Origin of the sequence: Micrococcus luteus, assembly GCF_014138885.1 — a bacterium.
Classification (GTDB): domain Bacteria; phylum Actinomycetota; class Actinomycetes; order Actinomycetales; family Micrococcaceae; genus Micrococcus; species Micrococcus luteus.
The window spans coordinates 1,524,511-1,538,841 of the sequence record NZ_JACJIK010000001.1 but is presented as its reverse complement, the minus strand read 5'-3'; the positions used below and the strand labels follow the sequence as shown (position 1 = coordinate 1,538,841).

Sequence of the window (14,331 nt, the reverse complement as noted above, 5' to 3'; positions counted from 1 at the left end):
TGTTCAGCTCGCACTCTTCGTGAGGGATCCCGCCACGGAGGGCACGAAGAGCATGGCGTAGGCACGACCTCCTTGCAGTTGGTGAAGCCATGGCCTGCCACAGCAAGCACGTCGACGCCGTTCAGGCCGAGGCCTTTGCCCACCCTGCGGACCAGGGAGGAACTCTCGGTGAAGTACGGGCTCTGCGCCTACAAGTGGGTCATCTGCAGGGCGATCGCCATACGCTCTATCTTCTTCACCAAGCTAAACCCAACAGCGGCGATCCGCGGCTTCTTAGTGATCTTCGGCATGGGCTTCGCGGCCCGTCCGGTCGGCGCGTTCAGGTTAAGCATCCTCGACGACCTCTGAGGCCGACGCCCCACGTTGGTCCTCCCCGTGGTGCTGAGAGGCGCCGCGACCGGGGCCATTGACCTGCTGCCGACCTGCGCATGCATCGGCTTGGCTGCGCCGATCATCCTGGCCGTCCTGCGCCTCCTACAGGGCCTGGCCGTGAGCGGCGGTTGATGCGGGCCGCCGCCGTCGCGATCGAGCACGCACTACGCGCAGCGCGGCCGCTACGCCGCCATGATGCAGCTCGGCTTCCCCGCAAGGGACCCTGATCCCCTCCGGCGTCTTCGCGCTGGCGCTCATGCTCCCCACGGAGTTCGTAGACGCATGGGGCTGGCGCTTACTGTTCCTCTTCGCATGCCGATCCTGGCCATCGCCCTGTGCATTTGGGTGAAGATGTAGGGGTCGCCGGTCTGCGAGGAGCTCCAGAATCTCGGCGGCCGCCCAATCATGGCGATCATGGCCGCGCTTCTGGGCTCTGGCAGTTTCTACGCGACGAACACCTTAGCGTTCAGCTACGCCACCAACACGCTCGGTGTGTACCGCCTGGCCATGATCAACGCGACCCTGGTAGCCGCCGTCGTGCCAATTCTCGTGATCCTGCTCGTCGGCCGCGTGGATGCGTCCTGGGGCCCGGACCGAGTGACCATGGCTGGCGGCATCAACACGGCGCCAGCGGCGTGGCCACTATTCGCCCCTGATCGACATCGGCCAGGCATGGGCCATCACCTCGGCCGCGTCCACAGGCATCGGACTGCTGTCCATCACCTACGCGGCGACGGGCAGCATTCTCACTGAGCGATTCCCGGCCGAGTACCGCAACTCCGACACCACTGTCGGCTACAACCCGGCCGGCGCAACCTCCGACTTCCTGCGCTCCAAAGCCTCCTGGCTGATCGTCACGCAACCCCGTGTAGACGTTCACCCCGGCCATCATCTCATCATCCTCGTGGTCAGCTCCCCGCTGTCCGCAATCGGCGCCTTAATCGGCGAGCGGCTGCGGGTGACGGACGAGGCGGCGGTGCGAGCGGGCTGAGGTTGCCTGCCCCCACGGACGCCGATGACGCCGCACCCTTGGAGTGGTCCGGCGCCGCTGTGCGCGGGACGGGCTAGGGCATGTCTGACAATCGTTTTGACCATGCGATCACAGCATTCAGCACCACAGCGGACCGGTAGACGATCGCGTACTTGTCATACCGGGTCGCCAGGCCCCGCCACTGCTTCAGGTGCGCGTACTGGCGCTCGATGACATTGCGGCCCTTGTAGGCGGCCGCGTCGAGGCCAATGGGGCGCCCGCCGCGGGCACCGCGCCGTCTGCGGTGGCCCTGCTGGTCGGCCGGTTCAGGGATGACCGCTTTGATCCCACGGGCACGTAGGGCGTGTCTGAGAATAGATGCACGAGTCAGCTGAGACCCTGGGGACATGTCCCGGTTCCAGATGCTCTCTGACACCCAATGGGAGTTGATCGCCCCGATGCTCCCGACCCGGACCGGCCGCGCCGGCAGGCCGTTCGCCGACGCCCGCACCATGGTGGAGGCGATCATCTACCGGTACCGGTGCGGAATCGCTTGGAGGGATCTGCCCGAGGTCTACGGGCCCTGGCAGACCGTGTGGACCTGGCATCGGCGCTTGGCCGAAGAGGGCACCTGGGACACGGTGCTGGCCACGCTGACCGCCGCCGCTGACGCCGAAGGCCTGATCGATTGGTCGGTCTCGGTGGACTCCACGATCGCCCGCGCGCATCAGCACGCGACGAACATCACCCGCCACACAGGGGGATGGATCGAACTACAAGAATCCGCGTGAGGAGCCGGCCGATCACGGCATCGGGCGCTCCCGTGGCGGGCTGAGCACGAAGATCCATCAGCTCGTCGACGGGACCGGGCTGCCGCTGGTCAGCCTGATCACCCCCGGCCAGGCAGGGGACTCCCCGATGCTGCTTCCTCTTCTGGCGCAGCTGCGCGTGACCCGGCCAGTAGGGCGGCCCCGGACCCGCCCCGAGGCCGTGCTGGGCGATAAGGCGTACTCCTCCCGGGCGATCCGCACCCACCTACGTGCCCGTGGGATCAAAGCGGTCATCCCCGAACCGGCCGACCAGCAGGGCCACCGCAGACGGCGCGGTGCCCGCGGCGGGCGCCCCGTCAGCCTCGACGCGGACGCCTACAAGGGCCGCAACGTCATCGAGCGTCAGTACGCGCACCTGAAGCAGTGGCGGGGTCTGGCGACCCGGTATGACAAGTACGCGATCGTCTACCGGTCCGCTGTGGTGCTGAATGCTGTGATCGCATGGTCCAAACGATTGTCAGACATGCCCTAGCTGTAGGAGGGCATGACGTTGTTGACTCGGGCCGGGGCCAACGAGGCCGGAGGAGCGTCTCCGCAGGAGGTATGAGGCCGATGGTAGTTGTAGTGGTTCACCCACACCTGCAGGGCCTCACGCCGAGCTTGCTCTGAGGTGTAGGGGCGGGCGTAGAGGACCTCATCGACCATCAGCCGGTTGTACCTCTCCACCTTCCCGTTATGGCGCGGGGTGTAGGGGCGGATCCGGTGGTGCCGGCCCCCGAGCGAGACCACCTTCGCGGTGAAGTCCGCAGCCCGATAGTTGTTCCCGTTGTCCGTGATCACCCGGTCCACGGTGATGCCGTGGGCGGCGAAGAACGCCCTCGCCCGGCAGTAGAAGCTCACGGTCGTGGCCGCCCGCTCGTCCTCCAACGCCTCGGTGTACGCCAGGCGGGTGAACCCGTCGATCGCCGAGTGCAGATAGGTGTACCCGACCCGCCGGCCTGCACCACGCTTGGAAGCACGGCCTGCTTCACTTTCACGTCCGTGAGCACGCCAGCCGCCCCCGTCAGGGATCTTCCCGATCTTCTTCACGTCCAGGTGCACCATGTGCCCCGGGCCGCGGGCGGTGATCTTCTGCGGTCGTTGGCGCAGGTCCTCACCCGTGGGCGCGAGGTCTGGCAACCGGGAGATGCCCAGTCGGTGCAGCCACCTGCCCACAGTGCGCAGGCACAGCTGGTGGCCTTCAGAGACGAGGTGGTGATGGATGCGGCGGGCTGACCACTTCTCCCTGCGACGCAGGGTCTGGATCTGGGCCACCACCTCGGGGTCGAGCTGGGCAGGTGAACGGCGCGGACGGCTGGGCCGGTCGAGCAGCCCGGCCTCGCCCTCGGCGCGGTAGCGGGCCACCCAGGTGGCCACCGTGGGCCGGCTCACCCGGAACTCGGCGGCCACGTGCGCCTGCGGGATCCCGTCGTGCAGGTGGCGGTGGACCATCCTGAGACGGCCAGTGGGGGTCAGGGGTGCGTTAGCGTGAGTCATGAGCGGGTCTCTTCTGGCAGGTGGGTTGTTGAGGAACTTCCATCCTGCGGGAGAGGCCCGCTCGTCTCATCTCAGCCCGTACCCCGTGGCAAGAACCTCATGACCCACAACAGCTAGCCCAAAAGTCACCGGCTTCGTTGCCCTTATGTAACGCAATGAGGCGGTACAAACTATGTCCTGCTACCTGGATGTCAAGCCGTTCACTGACACTGACTACCCGCATAGCGTCCGCTATTTGGGCGCACCACAGTCCCTAGGGCAACCTGAACAACATGCTCGCCGCGTTGACCATCACGAGGTAGCGCCCTCCGATGCCAAGTGTTTGCTCGAAGTTCCTCGCAACGCAGCCCATCCGAGCCCTCACATAACACCCGAGCTCACAGGAGGGAACTCTCGTTAAGCAAAGCACGTACGCGAATGGTGTTTTTAAAAACATTACCAGGGTACGAATTATCCGGAAAATTCTCCACAAGCGCGGCGACGATCCTCTCGCACTCGTCCTCGATCCACGAATCATAGTTCTCGATGGCAAACTCAGAGGAACTTAGATTAGTAGTTCCAATACCCCTCAAGATCAGGTGAGAAATTACACGCTTGCCATGAATTATAACTCCATTCTTCACCCCCTCCGTAAGAGGCTCTAGCTCACCGAGCTTATTCTCGACTACCTGATTCACCAGCACAGATGAAACAAGGAGTCGCGGATCAGTGGAAGGATTAAAAATCGTTCTATACCTGTCCGAGAAGAGTTGTGAAATCTCGCGTTTGACCAAGACACTCAGTTCCACATCCCGGTGCGCGCAGGCCAGAGCGATTGCCGCGCTGCGGACGTCAATTCTCTTATCGGAGGACTCCGTGAGAACATCCTCGCCCGACCGCAAAAGATACTCGAAACCCATTACCTTAATTTCGGACTTAAGGCGATGCTGTTCGGCGTCAAGGAATGCGAAATCTTGGGTAGAAACATCATTCTGGGTGTTGGCGTATCGAGTTACGAGCCTACCAAACTCGGCTTCTTCATCACTCACGACAATACAACGAATCATTACCGAGGCTGCCTCGAGAAAATCAAGGCTACCCTCGCTCTTAGAAATCCGTCCGATCGTAGAGACGGTCTGGGCCCCGTTCACAATAGATACACCCTTGGCAGTGAAGTACCCCGCTTCGCGGGTCGCAGACCCCGCGGGAGCAACCTGCATATCACGGACCACCATAGTAATTCCGTTGTTAAAGTAGGCAAAGTTTTCAGGCTCGGATGTGAGGGTCTTTCTAATGCCGTCGTTGATATCGGACCGGGGGATAACTAGGCGAATATTCTCTGCGAAAAGCTTGTGTTCATGGTCACGATACCACTGGGCAATTTGGGCAGCGTCTACACGCCCGTAAACCATCCGCCTGGGTTCATCAATCTTCCCCCAATTAAAAATCTGCATGTTGAGGTCAAGATCCATAGGCTCTCGCTCAACAATAGAGTCAAAGAGAGCACCTTGCCCCAAGTGTACAAAACTCGCAATGGGCTCACTTGCTCCCCCTTCATTAACTGATGACAAAAGTTCATTCATAGACTCTTGCTGTTGCGTGGGGAGCTCTTCCTGCGCAGTTGTTACAGCAATGAAGCGCATCCGGGTGCCTGGTTTCTTCAAAATATCCGATACTGCCATACGCATTTCAGGAGATGCACTCACGGGGACGTTATCCGTCCTGATGCCTAGCAGGGTTTCGACTCCGCGGCGAAACTTTAGCAGTCCGGCCAGGTCCATTGTGCCCGATCCGTCCTGACGCCACTTTGACTGAACCAGAACGACCAACTGGGACACAAAATCAATCCCAATCGCGTCGATCCCGCGGTCCTCGCCACCGTCGATTACTTCGACAATACGCTGATTCCCACTGTCGCTTGACTCAGGAATCGTGAGATCTACGGCATAGCGGGCAAGCAAGCGGGAAAGGTTATTTACATCCGAAAGGTTTGCGTCCCAATAATCCGTCGAGTACAGCTCGCGGATACGAGTTGCGATTTGGTCCACGTGGAACTTGCTCACCTAGGGCTCCTTTGCCATCCATCAGGGGCCTAGATGTAGGAGGGCATGACGTTGTTGACACGCACCGGGGCCAACGAGGCCGGAGGAGCCTCTCCGCAGGAGGTATGCGGCCGATGGTAGTTGTAGTGATTCACCCACACCTGCAGGGCCTCACGCCGAGCCCGCTCTGAGGAGTACGGGCGGGCGTAGAGGACCTCGTCGACCATCAGCCGGTTGTACCGCTCGACCTTCCCGTTATGGCGCGGGGTGTAGGGGCGGATCCGGTGATGCCGGCCCCCGAGAGAGACCACCTTCCGGGTGAAGTCCACGGCCCGGTAGTTGTTCCCGTTGTCCGTGACCACCCGGTCCACGGTGATGCCGTGAGCGGCGAAGAACGCGCGGGCCCGGCAGTAGAACCCGATCGTGGTCACCGCCCGCTCATCCTCCAGCGCCTCCGTGTACGCCAGGCGGGTGAACCCGTCGATCGCCGAGTGCAGGTAGGTGTAGCCGACCCGCTGGCCAGACCCCCGCTTGGAAGCACGCCCTGCCTCACTGTCTCTTCCGTGGGCGCGCCAGCCTCCCCCTTCAGGGATGCGTCCGATCTTCTTCACGTCCAGGTGCACCATGTGCCCTGGCCCCCTCGCGGTGATCCTCCGGGCCGGCTGCCGGCGGAGGTCTTCTCCGGCTGGGGTCAGGTCCCGTAGGCGGGAGATCCCGGCCCGGTGCAGCCATCGCCCCACGGTGCGAAGACACACCTGGTGGCCCTCGCCGACCAGATGGTGATGGATGCGCCGGGCGGACCACTTCTCGGCCCGGCGCAGGGCCTCCAGCTCGGCCACGATCGCGGGGTCGAGCCGGGCAGGTGAGCGATGGGGCCGGCTCGAGCGGTCTTGCAGTCCTGCCTCGCCTTCGGCACGGTAGCGGGCGACCCAGGTGGCCACCGTGGGCCGACTGACGCGGAACTCCGCGGCCACGTGGGACTGCGGGATCCCGTCGTTCAGGTGGCGGTGGACCATGCGCAGCCGGCCGGTGGGGGTCAGAGGTGCGTTAGCGTGAGTCACGAGCGGGCTTCCTTCCGCGGATGAGTGGATGTCGCAATTCCCATCCTGCGGGGCGGAGCCCGCTCGTCTCATCTCAGCCCGTGCCTCGTGTCAAGAACCTCATGACCCACAACACCTAGAACCCCCCAGAACCCCCGCCATCCTGTGCGAGGTTGCTGAAGCGACTGTAGTGCCCCTGGAACCCCACCACAATGGTCTTCGTGGGCCCGTTGCGGTGCTTGGCCACGATCAGGTCCGCCTCACCGGCGCGCGGGGACTCCTTGTCGTACACGTCCTCGCGGTGCAGCAGGATCACCATGTCCGCGTCCTGCTCGATCGAGCCGGACTCGCGCAGGTCGGACACCTGCGGCCGCTTGTCCGTTCTCTGCTCACTGCCACGGTTCAACTGGCTCAGCGCGATCACCGGCACGTCGAGCTCCTTGGCCAGCAGCTTGAGGGCACGGGAGAACTCGGCCACCTCCTGCTGACGGGACTCCACCTTCTTGCCCGAGCTCATGAGCTGCAGGTAGTCCAGCACCACCATCTTGAGGTTGTTCTTCTGCTTGAGCCGCCGGCACTTGGCGCGGATCTCCATCATGGTCATGTTCGGGGAGTCGTCGATGAAGAACGGCGCCTCGTTCAGCCGCCCCACGGTCGCGGCGATCTTGGACCACTGGTCGTCCCGGATGGTGCCCTTGCGCAGGTCCTGCAGGGCGATCGTCGCCTCGGCACTCAGAAGCCTCATCGCGATCTCGTTCTTCCCCATCTCTAATGAGAAGAACACCGTCGCCATGTTGTGGTGGATGGCCGCGGCCCGCGCGAAGTCGAGCGCGAGCGTGGACTTGCCGACGGCGGGGCGCGCCGCGATCACGATCATCTGGCCGCCGTGCAGGCCCTGCGTCAGCTCGTCGAAGTCGTAGAAGTCGGTGGGGACGCCCGTCAGGCCCTCCCCCTGGTTGCCGGCCGCCTCGATCTCGTCGACGGCGTGCTCCATGATCTCCGCGAGGCGCACGTAGTCCTCGGACTGGCGGTTCTCCGCCACCTTGTAGATCTCGGACTGCGCCTCGTTGACGATCTCCTCGACCTCGCCGTCGCCCTGATACCCCAGCTGGGTGATCTTGGTGCCGGCGGTGACGAGGCGCCGCAGGACGGCCTTCTCCGCCACGATCTCCGCGTAGAAGCTCGCGTTGGCGGCGGTGGGCACGGACTGGATCAGCTCGTGCAGCACGGCGGGGCCGCCCACGCGGCTGAGCTCCTGGCGCTTGTTCAGCAGGTCCGCCACGGTGACGGCATCTGCGGGCTCACCACGGCCGTAGAGGTCGATGATCGCCTCGTAGATCATCTCGTGGCTGGGCCGGTAGAAGTCGTGGCCGCGCAGCAGCTCCACCACGTCCGCGATCGCGTCCTTGGAGAGCATCATGCCGCCCAGCACCGAGCGCTCCGCCTCAAGGTCCTGGGGCGGCAGGAAGCGTTCAGAGGAACGGCCGCCGTCGTAGGAGCCCGAGTCTCCGTAGTTCTCAGTCAACGTCCGGAGACTCCCTTCCCACAGCCCGCACGACGGCGGCCCTCGCCGGTCTTCCCGGCTCTGATTCCTCTGTTGTCACCGCCCGTGCCGCCGCACCCTCCTGCAGGCGGACGGTGCGACGGTCCCCGGGGCGACGGTCCGAGCGGATGCGCGCCTGTCAGTGGTCACCTGCGGCCAATACCCGCCCTCGCGTTGGGGATACCACGCGACACTACGCGCGCCGTGGAGGCTGGGCAACCGCGTTTCCCACAGGCCTTGTGGACAACGTGTGGATTCGGCGGCGTGTCGCGTGGATCGCCTGAGGACCACGCTGGGGACAACCGCTCGACCGCTCCCATAATCCCGCTCTGACCTGGGACGATGCGATCCCCAGGGCTGTGGAGGAAGTTTCTCCACCCCCCTTTCGGCCCCATCGATCCAACTTGACAGCAGCCTCGTTTGCACCCTTATTACACGGTCTGGTACACGCCTATCCACACCGTCATCCACACTCTCCACATCTGTGGACAACTCCTGTGGACAAGGTGCCCGGATCTGGGGACGGCGAAGTTGACAGCGTCTGCGCGCGGCCCCGGGTCCTCCCCGTGCCCACCTCTCCCGGCCGCCCCGGGCCGCCCCGCACCGATGACTCCCGCGCATCAGTGGGCCGCCCAAGAGTCATTGGACGGAATGAAAGGACGGTGCTTGGGTGGGATGCATCATCGTGTCGTCCGCCACAGTGAGGAGTCCGCCGTGCCCCCGGCCACCACCGCCCCCTCCCCGGCCTCGCTCCCGCTCGACGGCGTCCTCGTCGCCGACTTCTCCCGCGTCCTCGCCGGCCCGCTCGCCACCATGACGCTGGCGGACCTCGGGGCCCGCGTCATCAAGGTGGAGCACCCCGAGCGCGGCGACGACACCCGCGGCTGGGCCCCGCCCCGCTCGGCGACGGGCGCCACCTACTTCGAGTCCGTGAACCGCAACAAGGAGTCGGTCGGCTGGGACCTGAAGGACCCCGAGGACCAGCGGCGGGCCGCCGCCCTGGCCGCCCGGGCCGACGTCGTGGTCCACAACCTCAAGCCCGGCACCATGGAGCGCCTCGGCCTGGGCTACGACGAGGTCGCGCGGGAGAACCCGTCCGTGGTCTATGCCGCCGTCTCCGGCTTCGGCGACCGCGAGGGCCGGGACCTGCCCGGCTACGACTTCATCGTCCAGGCCGCGGGCGGGCTCATGAGCATCACCGGCGAACCGGACGCCCCGATGAAGGCGGGCGTCGCCCTGGTGGACGTGCTCACGGCCAAGGACCTCACCGCCGGCGTGCTCGCGGCCCTGCTGCGCCGCGAGCGCACCGGGGAGGGCGCCCACCTGCGACTGAACCTGCTCTCCTCGCTGCAGGGGGCGCTCGCCAACCAGGGCCAGGCATGGCTCGGCGCCGGCGTCGTCCCGCGGCGGATGGGCAACGACCACCCCTCGATCGCCCCCTATCAGCTGCTGGCGTGCCGGGACGCGCCGCTCGCCGTCGCCATCGGCAACGACGCGCAGTTCCGCACCTTCGCCGCGGCCCTCGGCGTCCCCGAGCTCGCCGAGGACCCGCGCTTCACCACGAACACGGACCGGGTCGAGCACCGCGAGGAGCTGCGCACCGCCCTGGAGGACGCGCTCTCGGCCGAGACGGCCGCCCACTGGCGGGACGTGCTGCAGGCCGAGCGACTCCCGGTCGGCCTCGTGTCCACCGTCGCCGAGGGCGTCGAGCTGGCCGAGTCCCTCGGCCTCGAGCCGACCGTCGAGGTCCAGGACCGCTCCGGCGCCCCCGCCGGCCGGCAGTTCCGCCACCCGGTGCAGTGGGACCCGCCCGTCGCGCACCCGCACCACGCGCCGCCCGCGCTCGGCGCGGACACGGCGGCCGTCAACACCTGGCTCGACACCCGCTGACCACCCCGCAGAGAGGACCCCCGCCATGACCACCCCGTTCCACGCCGAAGCCGACTCGTTCCTCGGCCGCGCCGACGTCGTCGGCCTGGACTCCCTGTTCTCCGCCGAGGAGAAGGCCGTCGCGCTGCAGGTGCGCGGCTTCGTGGACGAGCACATCCGCCCGCACATCGCCCGCTGGTACGACGACGCCGTGTTCCCGCGCGAGATCGTCCCCGAGCTGGGCCGCCTCGGCGTGCTCGGCATGCCCTACGAGGGCCACGGCATGCCCGGCCGCTCGGCGGTGGAGTACGGCCTCGCCGCGCAGGAGCTCGAGGCCGGCGACTCCGGCCTGCGCACCTTCGTCTCCGTGCAGGGCTCGCTCGCGATGGGTGCGATCCACAAGCACGGCTCCGAGGAGCAGAAGGCGCAGTGGCTGCCGCGCATGACCACCGGCGAGGCGGTCGGCTGCTTCGGCCTCACCGAGCCGGGCGCCGGCTCGGACCCGGCCTCCATGACGACGACGGCCCGCCAGGAGCCCGGCGGCGACTGGGTGCTCGACGGGGTCAAGCGCTGGATCGGGCTGGCCACGCTGGCCGACGTCGCGATCATCTGGGCGCAGACCGGCGAGCCCGGCGACGGGCGCGGGGTGCGCGGCTTCGTGGTCCCCACGGACACCCCCGGCTTCCGTGCCGAGGCGATCACCCAGAAGCTGTCCATGCGGGCCTCGGTGCAGTGCGAGATCCACCTCGACGGCGTGCGCCTGCCCGCCTCCGCAATGCTGCCGGCCGACTCCGCCGTCGGGCTCAAGGGCCCCTTCCAGTGCCTCAACGAGGCCCGCTACGGGATCATCTGGGGTGCGATGGGTGCGGCCCGCGACTCCTTCGACGCCGTCCTCGACTATGCGATGGAGCGGCAGCAGTTCGGGGTGCCGCTGGCCTCCCACCAGCTGACGCAGGCCAAGCTCGCGGACATGGCCGTGGCCATCGGCAAGGGCTACCTGCTGGCGCACCAGATCGGCCGCGCCAAGGACGCCGGCCCGCTCACCCCCGCCATGATCTCGGCGGGCAAGCTGGACAACTGCCGCGTGGCCATCGGCATCGCCCGGGAGGCCCGCGAGATGCTCGGCGGCAACGGCATCACCCTGGAGCACTCGCCGCTGCGGCACGCGAACAACCTCGAGTCCGTGCGCACCTACGAGGGCACGGACGAGGTCCACCAGCTCACGCTCGGCCGGCACCTCACGGGCATCGGCGCGTTCGCCCCGGCCCGCTGAGCCCCGCGCCCGGGCTCAGGCGTCGTCGGCGGGCGCCTCGGGCGCCGGAGCCTCCTCGGCCACGGAGGCGAGGATCGGGGTGGCCGGCAGCTTCCGCACGCGCTTGGGGCGGCGGGCGCGGGCGGGGATGAGGGCGCGCATGTTCTCGGTCTTGCCGAAGCAGAGCAGCCGGTCGCCCTCCTCGAGGACCTTGGTGTCCGCGGGGTTGGGGAACACGGAGGTGCCGCGGTGCAGGGTGAGCACCTGCAGGTCCTTCGCGAGCAGCCCGGAGTCCTCGATGGACTGGCCCACCCAGCCGGAGCCGGCGTGCACGGTGATCTCACCGACCCCGTACCCGGTGGACACGGCCAGGCGCTGGCGCACGTCGATGTCGGGGAAGCCGGCCTGGTCCGCGACGTAGTCGATGATCGCGCCGGCCACGTCCAGGTCCGTGGCGGCCTCGATGCCCTGCAGCCCCGGGGAGGAGTTCACCTCCATGACCAGCGGGCCGTGCTCGCCCTCGAGCATGTCCACGCCCGCCACGCGCAGGCCCATGATGTGGGCCGCCCGCACGGCGGTCTCCGCGTACTCGGGCGAGAGCTCGACGCGCTCCACGGTGCCGCCGCGGTGCACGTTGGAGCGGAACTCGTCCCCCTGGGCCCGGCGGCGCATCGCGGCCACCACGCGGTCCCCCACCACGAGCGCGCGGATGTCCGTGCCCTTGGACTCCTCCACGAACCGCTGGATGAGCACCTGCTGGTTGGTGCCGTGCAGCGTCTCGATGATCGCCTCGGCCACCTTCTTGGTCGGCGCCAGGATCACGCCGATGCCCTGGGTGCCCTCGAGCAGCTTGATCACCACGGGCGCCCCGCCCACCATGTCGATCGCCGTGGAGACCTCGCCGCGGTTGCGCACGAACACGGTGGCGGGCATGTCGATCTCGTGGCGGGAGAGGATCTGGGTGGCACGCAGCTTGTCCCGCGAGTTCATGATCCCGGCGGCCGTGTTGGGCGTGTAGACGTCCATCTGCTCGAACTGGCGCACCACGGCGGTGCCGAAGTAGGTCACCGAGTTGCCGATGCGCGGCAGCACGGCGTCGTAGCCGGAGAGGGGGCGGCCGCGGAACATCAGATCGGGCTCGTCCGAGCTGAGGTCGATGCCGAAGCGCAGGGTGTCCAGGACCTTCACCTGGTGGCCGCGCTCGAGCGCCGCGGTCTTGAGGCGCTGCGTCGAGTAGGCGCGCAGGGAACGGGAGAGGATGGCGAGCTTCATGACCGCTTTCCTGGGAGGATGAGGGGCGTGTCTGAATCTAAGCACACGGCCCCGGCCCCCCACGGCGTGCCCCCCACCGACGACGGCGCCGCTCGCCCGGGGCTGGTGGGCTGGCGCGAATGGGTCGGCCTGCCCGCCGCCCACACCCCCTGGATCAAGGCCAAGATCGACACCGGCGCCCGCACCTCGGCGCTCCACGCCTTCGGCATCGAGCGGTTCACCCGCGACGGCGCCGCGTGGGTCCGGTTCGAGGTGCACCCGTGGCAGACCTCGGCCGCGGACGCGCGGACGGCCGAGCTGCCGGTGGCCGACCTGCGCACGGTCCGCTCCTCGAACGGCGAGACGCAGGAACGCGTCGTCGTCGTGATGCCGCTGACCCTGGCCGGCCGCACGATCGAGGCGGAGGTGACCCTGACCCACCGGGACGAGATGGGCTTCCGCATGCTCGTGGGGCGCACCGCGCTGGCCGCCGGCGGCCTCCTCGTGGACCCCGCCGCCTCGTACGTGGGCGGGCAGCCTCCGCGCGGCGTGCGCCGCCGGAACCGGGGACGCGCGTGAGCCGTCGCCCCGCCCGCGCCCCCTTCGCGTTCGGCGGGGTCGAGGTGCCGGCCGGCCGCCGCCACGAGCTGTCCCTGCCGATCTCCCAGCTCGTCACCGGCGCGGACGTCACCCTGCCCGTGCACGTGCTGCACGGCCGCGAGGACGGGCCCACCGTGTGGGTCTCCGCCGCGATCCACGGGGACGAGGTGGCCGGCGTCGAGATCATCCGCCGCGTCCTGGAGCGCCTGCAGCCCACGCACCTGCGCGGCACCCTGCTGGCCGTGCCCATCGTCAACGTGCTCGGCGTGATGGCCGGGGACCGCTACCTGCCGGACCGCCGCGACCTGAACCGCTCCTTCCCCGGCTCCGCCCGGGGCTCCCTGGCCTCGCGCATCGCGCACCTGATGATGACCGAGGTGATCGGCCGCTGCACCGTGGGCATCGACCTGCACACCGGCGCGGACCGCCGCTCCAACCTGCCGCAGATCCGCTGCGACCTGGAGGACCCCCAGACCCGTGCGCTCGCCGAGGCGTTCGGCGCGCCCGTGCTCTTCCACGCCCGCCTGCGGGACGGCTCCCTGCGCGCCGCGGCCCGCGAGACCGGCGCGCGCGTGCTGCTCTACGAGGCCGGTGAGGCCTGGCGGTTCGACGAGTACGCGATCGCCCCCGGCGTGGACGGGGTCCTGCGCGTGCTCGCCGCCCTGGACATGGTGGACCCCGCGGACATCGGGCTCACCGAGCCCGGGCCGGACGCCGTCGTCGACGCCCCCGGTCCGCTGCCCGGCGAGGTCCCCGAGGAGCGGACCACGGACGTGCCCGAGGCGACCGACGCCACCGGCGAGGACACCGCCGCCGTCCACCCCGACGTCGTCGACGGCGAGCAGGACGCCCCCTACCTGGTGTGGCAGTCCACCTGGGTGCGCGCCCGCGCGGACGGCCTCGTGCACCTGGACGTCGCGCTCGGCGAACGCGTGAACGCCGGGGACCGGATCGGCGCGCTCTACAACTCGTTCGGCCGCCGCCTCGCGCACGTGAAGGCCGAGCTGACCGGCGTGGTCATCGGCCGCACCGAGGCACCCCTGGTGCACCGCGGCGACGCCCTCGTGCACATCGGAGGATGGGACGCATGAGCACCCCCGCGACGAC

Annotated in this window: 12 protein-coding genes and 1 pseudogene; 7 read left to right on the top strand and 6 right to left on the bottom strand. The window is 67.7% G+C overall.

Annotation, left to right across the window (positions count from 1 at the left end; translation table 11 throughout):
- Positions 1–168 precede the first annotated feature (168 nt).
- Together HDA34_RS07060 and HDA34_RS07055 are read left to right on the top strand one after the other, a co-directional pair.
- Complete coding sequence (locus HDA34_RS07060; protein WP_010079808.1) at positions 169–348, top strand: hypothetical protein; 180 nt, start codon at positions 169–171, stop codon at positions 346–348.
- 438 nt (positions 349–786) lie between these two features.
- The gene (locus HDA34_RS07055; RefSeq protein ID WP_134377334.1) at positions 787–1,125 is read left to right on the top strand and encodes a hypothetical protein; all 339 of its coding nucleotides are present in this window, start codon (positions 787–789) and stop codon (positions 1,123–1,125) included.
- Positions 1,126–1,436: 311 nt separating this feature from the next.
- Here the strand turns inward: HDA34_RS07055 and HDA34_RS11995 are convergent.
- Positions 1,437–1,712: pseudogene (locus HDA34_RS11995) on the bottom strand (IS5/IS1182 family transposase); the annotation flags it as partial.
- A 37-nt stretch (positions 1,713–1,749) separates the two neighbouring features.
- Here HDA34_RS11995 and HDA34_RS07045 point away from each other — a divergent pair.
- Positions 1,750–2,644 (top strand): IS5 family transposase gene (locus HDA34_RS07045; RefSeq protein WP_119217444.1). Its coding sequence is split into 2 segments (ribosomal slippage): positions 1,750–2,106 and positions 2,108–2,644, totalling 894 coding nucleotides; the frame shifts between segments, so codons are not numbered across the junction.
- Here HDA34_RS07045 and HDA34_RS07040 read toward each other — a convergent pair.
- The 4 genes from HDA34_RS07040 to dnaB all read right to left on the bottom strand — a co-directional run bounded on the left by HDA34_RS07040 (position 2,641) and on the right by dnaB (position 8,234).
- Positions 2,641–3,648 (bottom strand): IS481 family transposase, encoded by a 1,008-nt coding sequence (locus tag HDA34_RS07040; RefSeq protein ID WP_182496709.1) that lies wholly within the window; start codon positions 3,646–3,648, stop codon positions 2,641–2,643. The two genes, HDA34_RS07045 and HDA34_RS07040, sit on opposite strands and share 4 nt — an antisense overlap.
- 377 nt (positions 3,649–4,025) lie before the next feature.
- The gene (locus HDA34_RS07035; RefSeq protein WP_223247489.1) at positions 4,026–5,690 is read right to left on the bottom strand and encodes an AIPR family protein; all 1,665 of its coding nucleotides are present in this window, start codon (positions 5,688–5,690) and stop codon (positions 4,026–4,028) included.
- 29 nt (positions 5,691–5,719) lie between these two features.
- On the bottom strand, positions 5,720–6,730 hold the full coding sequence (locus HDA34_RS07030; protein WP_182496708.1) for an IS481 family transposase: 1,011 nt from the start codon (positions 6,728–6,730) through the stop codon (positions 5,720–5,722).
- 115 nt (positions 6,731–6,845) lie between these two features.
- Positions 6,846–8,234, bottom strand: a complete 1,389-nt coding sequence (gene dnaB / locus HDA34_RS07025; protein WP_010079804.1) for a replicative DNA helicase — start codon at positions 8,232–8,234, stop codon at positions 6,846–6,848.
- A 732-nt stretch (positions 8,235–8,966) separates the two neighbouring features.
- Between dnaB and HDA34_RS07020 the strand changes: the two genes are divergently transcribed.
- Together HDA34_RS07020 and HDA34_RS07015 are read left to right on the top strand one after the other, a co-directional pair.
- The gene (locus tag HDA34_RS07020; RefSeq protein WP_036314380.1) at positions 8,967–10,142 is read left to right on the top strand and encodes a CaiB/BaiF CoA transferase family protein; all 1,176 of its coding nucleotides are present in this window, start codon (positions 8,967–8,969) and stop codon (positions 10,140–10,142) included.
- 25 nt (positions 10,143–10,167) lie between these two features.
- A complete protein-coding gene (locus HDA34_RS07015; RefSeq protein WP_036314382.1) occupies positions 10,168–11,394 on the top strand; it encodes an acyl-CoA dehydrogenase family protein in 1,227 nt (408 codons plus the stop codon).
- A 15-nt stretch (positions 11,395–11,409) separates the two neighbouring features.
- On the opposite strand, the gene rimK is transcribed toward HDA34_RS07015, so the two are convergent.
- Entirely contained in the window at positions 11,410–12,645 is a 1,236-nt protein-coding gene (gene rimK, locus HDA34_RS07010) for a 30S ribosomal protein S6--L-glutamate ligase (protein WP_036314384.1), read from the bottom strand.
- A gap of 27 nt (positions 12,646–12,672) precedes the next feature.
- On the opposite strand from rimK, the gene HDA34_RS07005 reads away from it, so the two are divergent.
- The gene (locus HDA34_RS07005) at positions 12,673–13,203 is read left to right on the top strand and encodes an ATP-dependent zinc protease family protein (protein WP_134377478.1); all 531 of its coding nucleotides are present in this window, start codon (positions 12,673–12,675) and stop codon (positions 13,201–13,203) included.
- A complete protein-coding gene (locus tag HDA34_RS07000; RefSeq protein WP_134377479.1) occupies positions 13,200–14,315 on the top strand; it encodes a succinylglutamate desuccinylase/aspartoacylase family protein in 1,116 nt (371 codons plus the stop codon). Before HDA34_RS07005 ends, HDA34_RS07000 begins: the two co-directional genes overlap by 4 nt.
- The last annotated feature ends 16 nt before the right edge of the window (positions 14,316–14,331 follow it).

Bases quoted from the DNA above. Each gene is read 5' to 3' on its own strand.
- HDA34_RS07055 (WP_134377334.1), top strand. From the start codon at position 787: ATGGCCGCGCTTCTGGGCTCTGGCAGTTTCTACGCGACGAACACCTTA.
- HDA34_RS07040 (WP_182496709.1), bottom strand. From the start codon at position 3,648: ATGACTCACGCTAACGCACCCCTGACCCCCACTGGCCGTCTCAGGATG.
- HDA34_RS07015 (WP_036314382.1), top strand. From the start codon at position 10,168: ATGACCACCCCGTTCCACGCCGAAGCCGACTCGTTCCTCGGCCGCGCC.
- rimK (WP_036314384.1), bottom strand. From the start codon at position 12,645: ATGAAGCTCGCCATCCTCTCCCGTTCCCTGCGCGCCTACTCGACGCAG.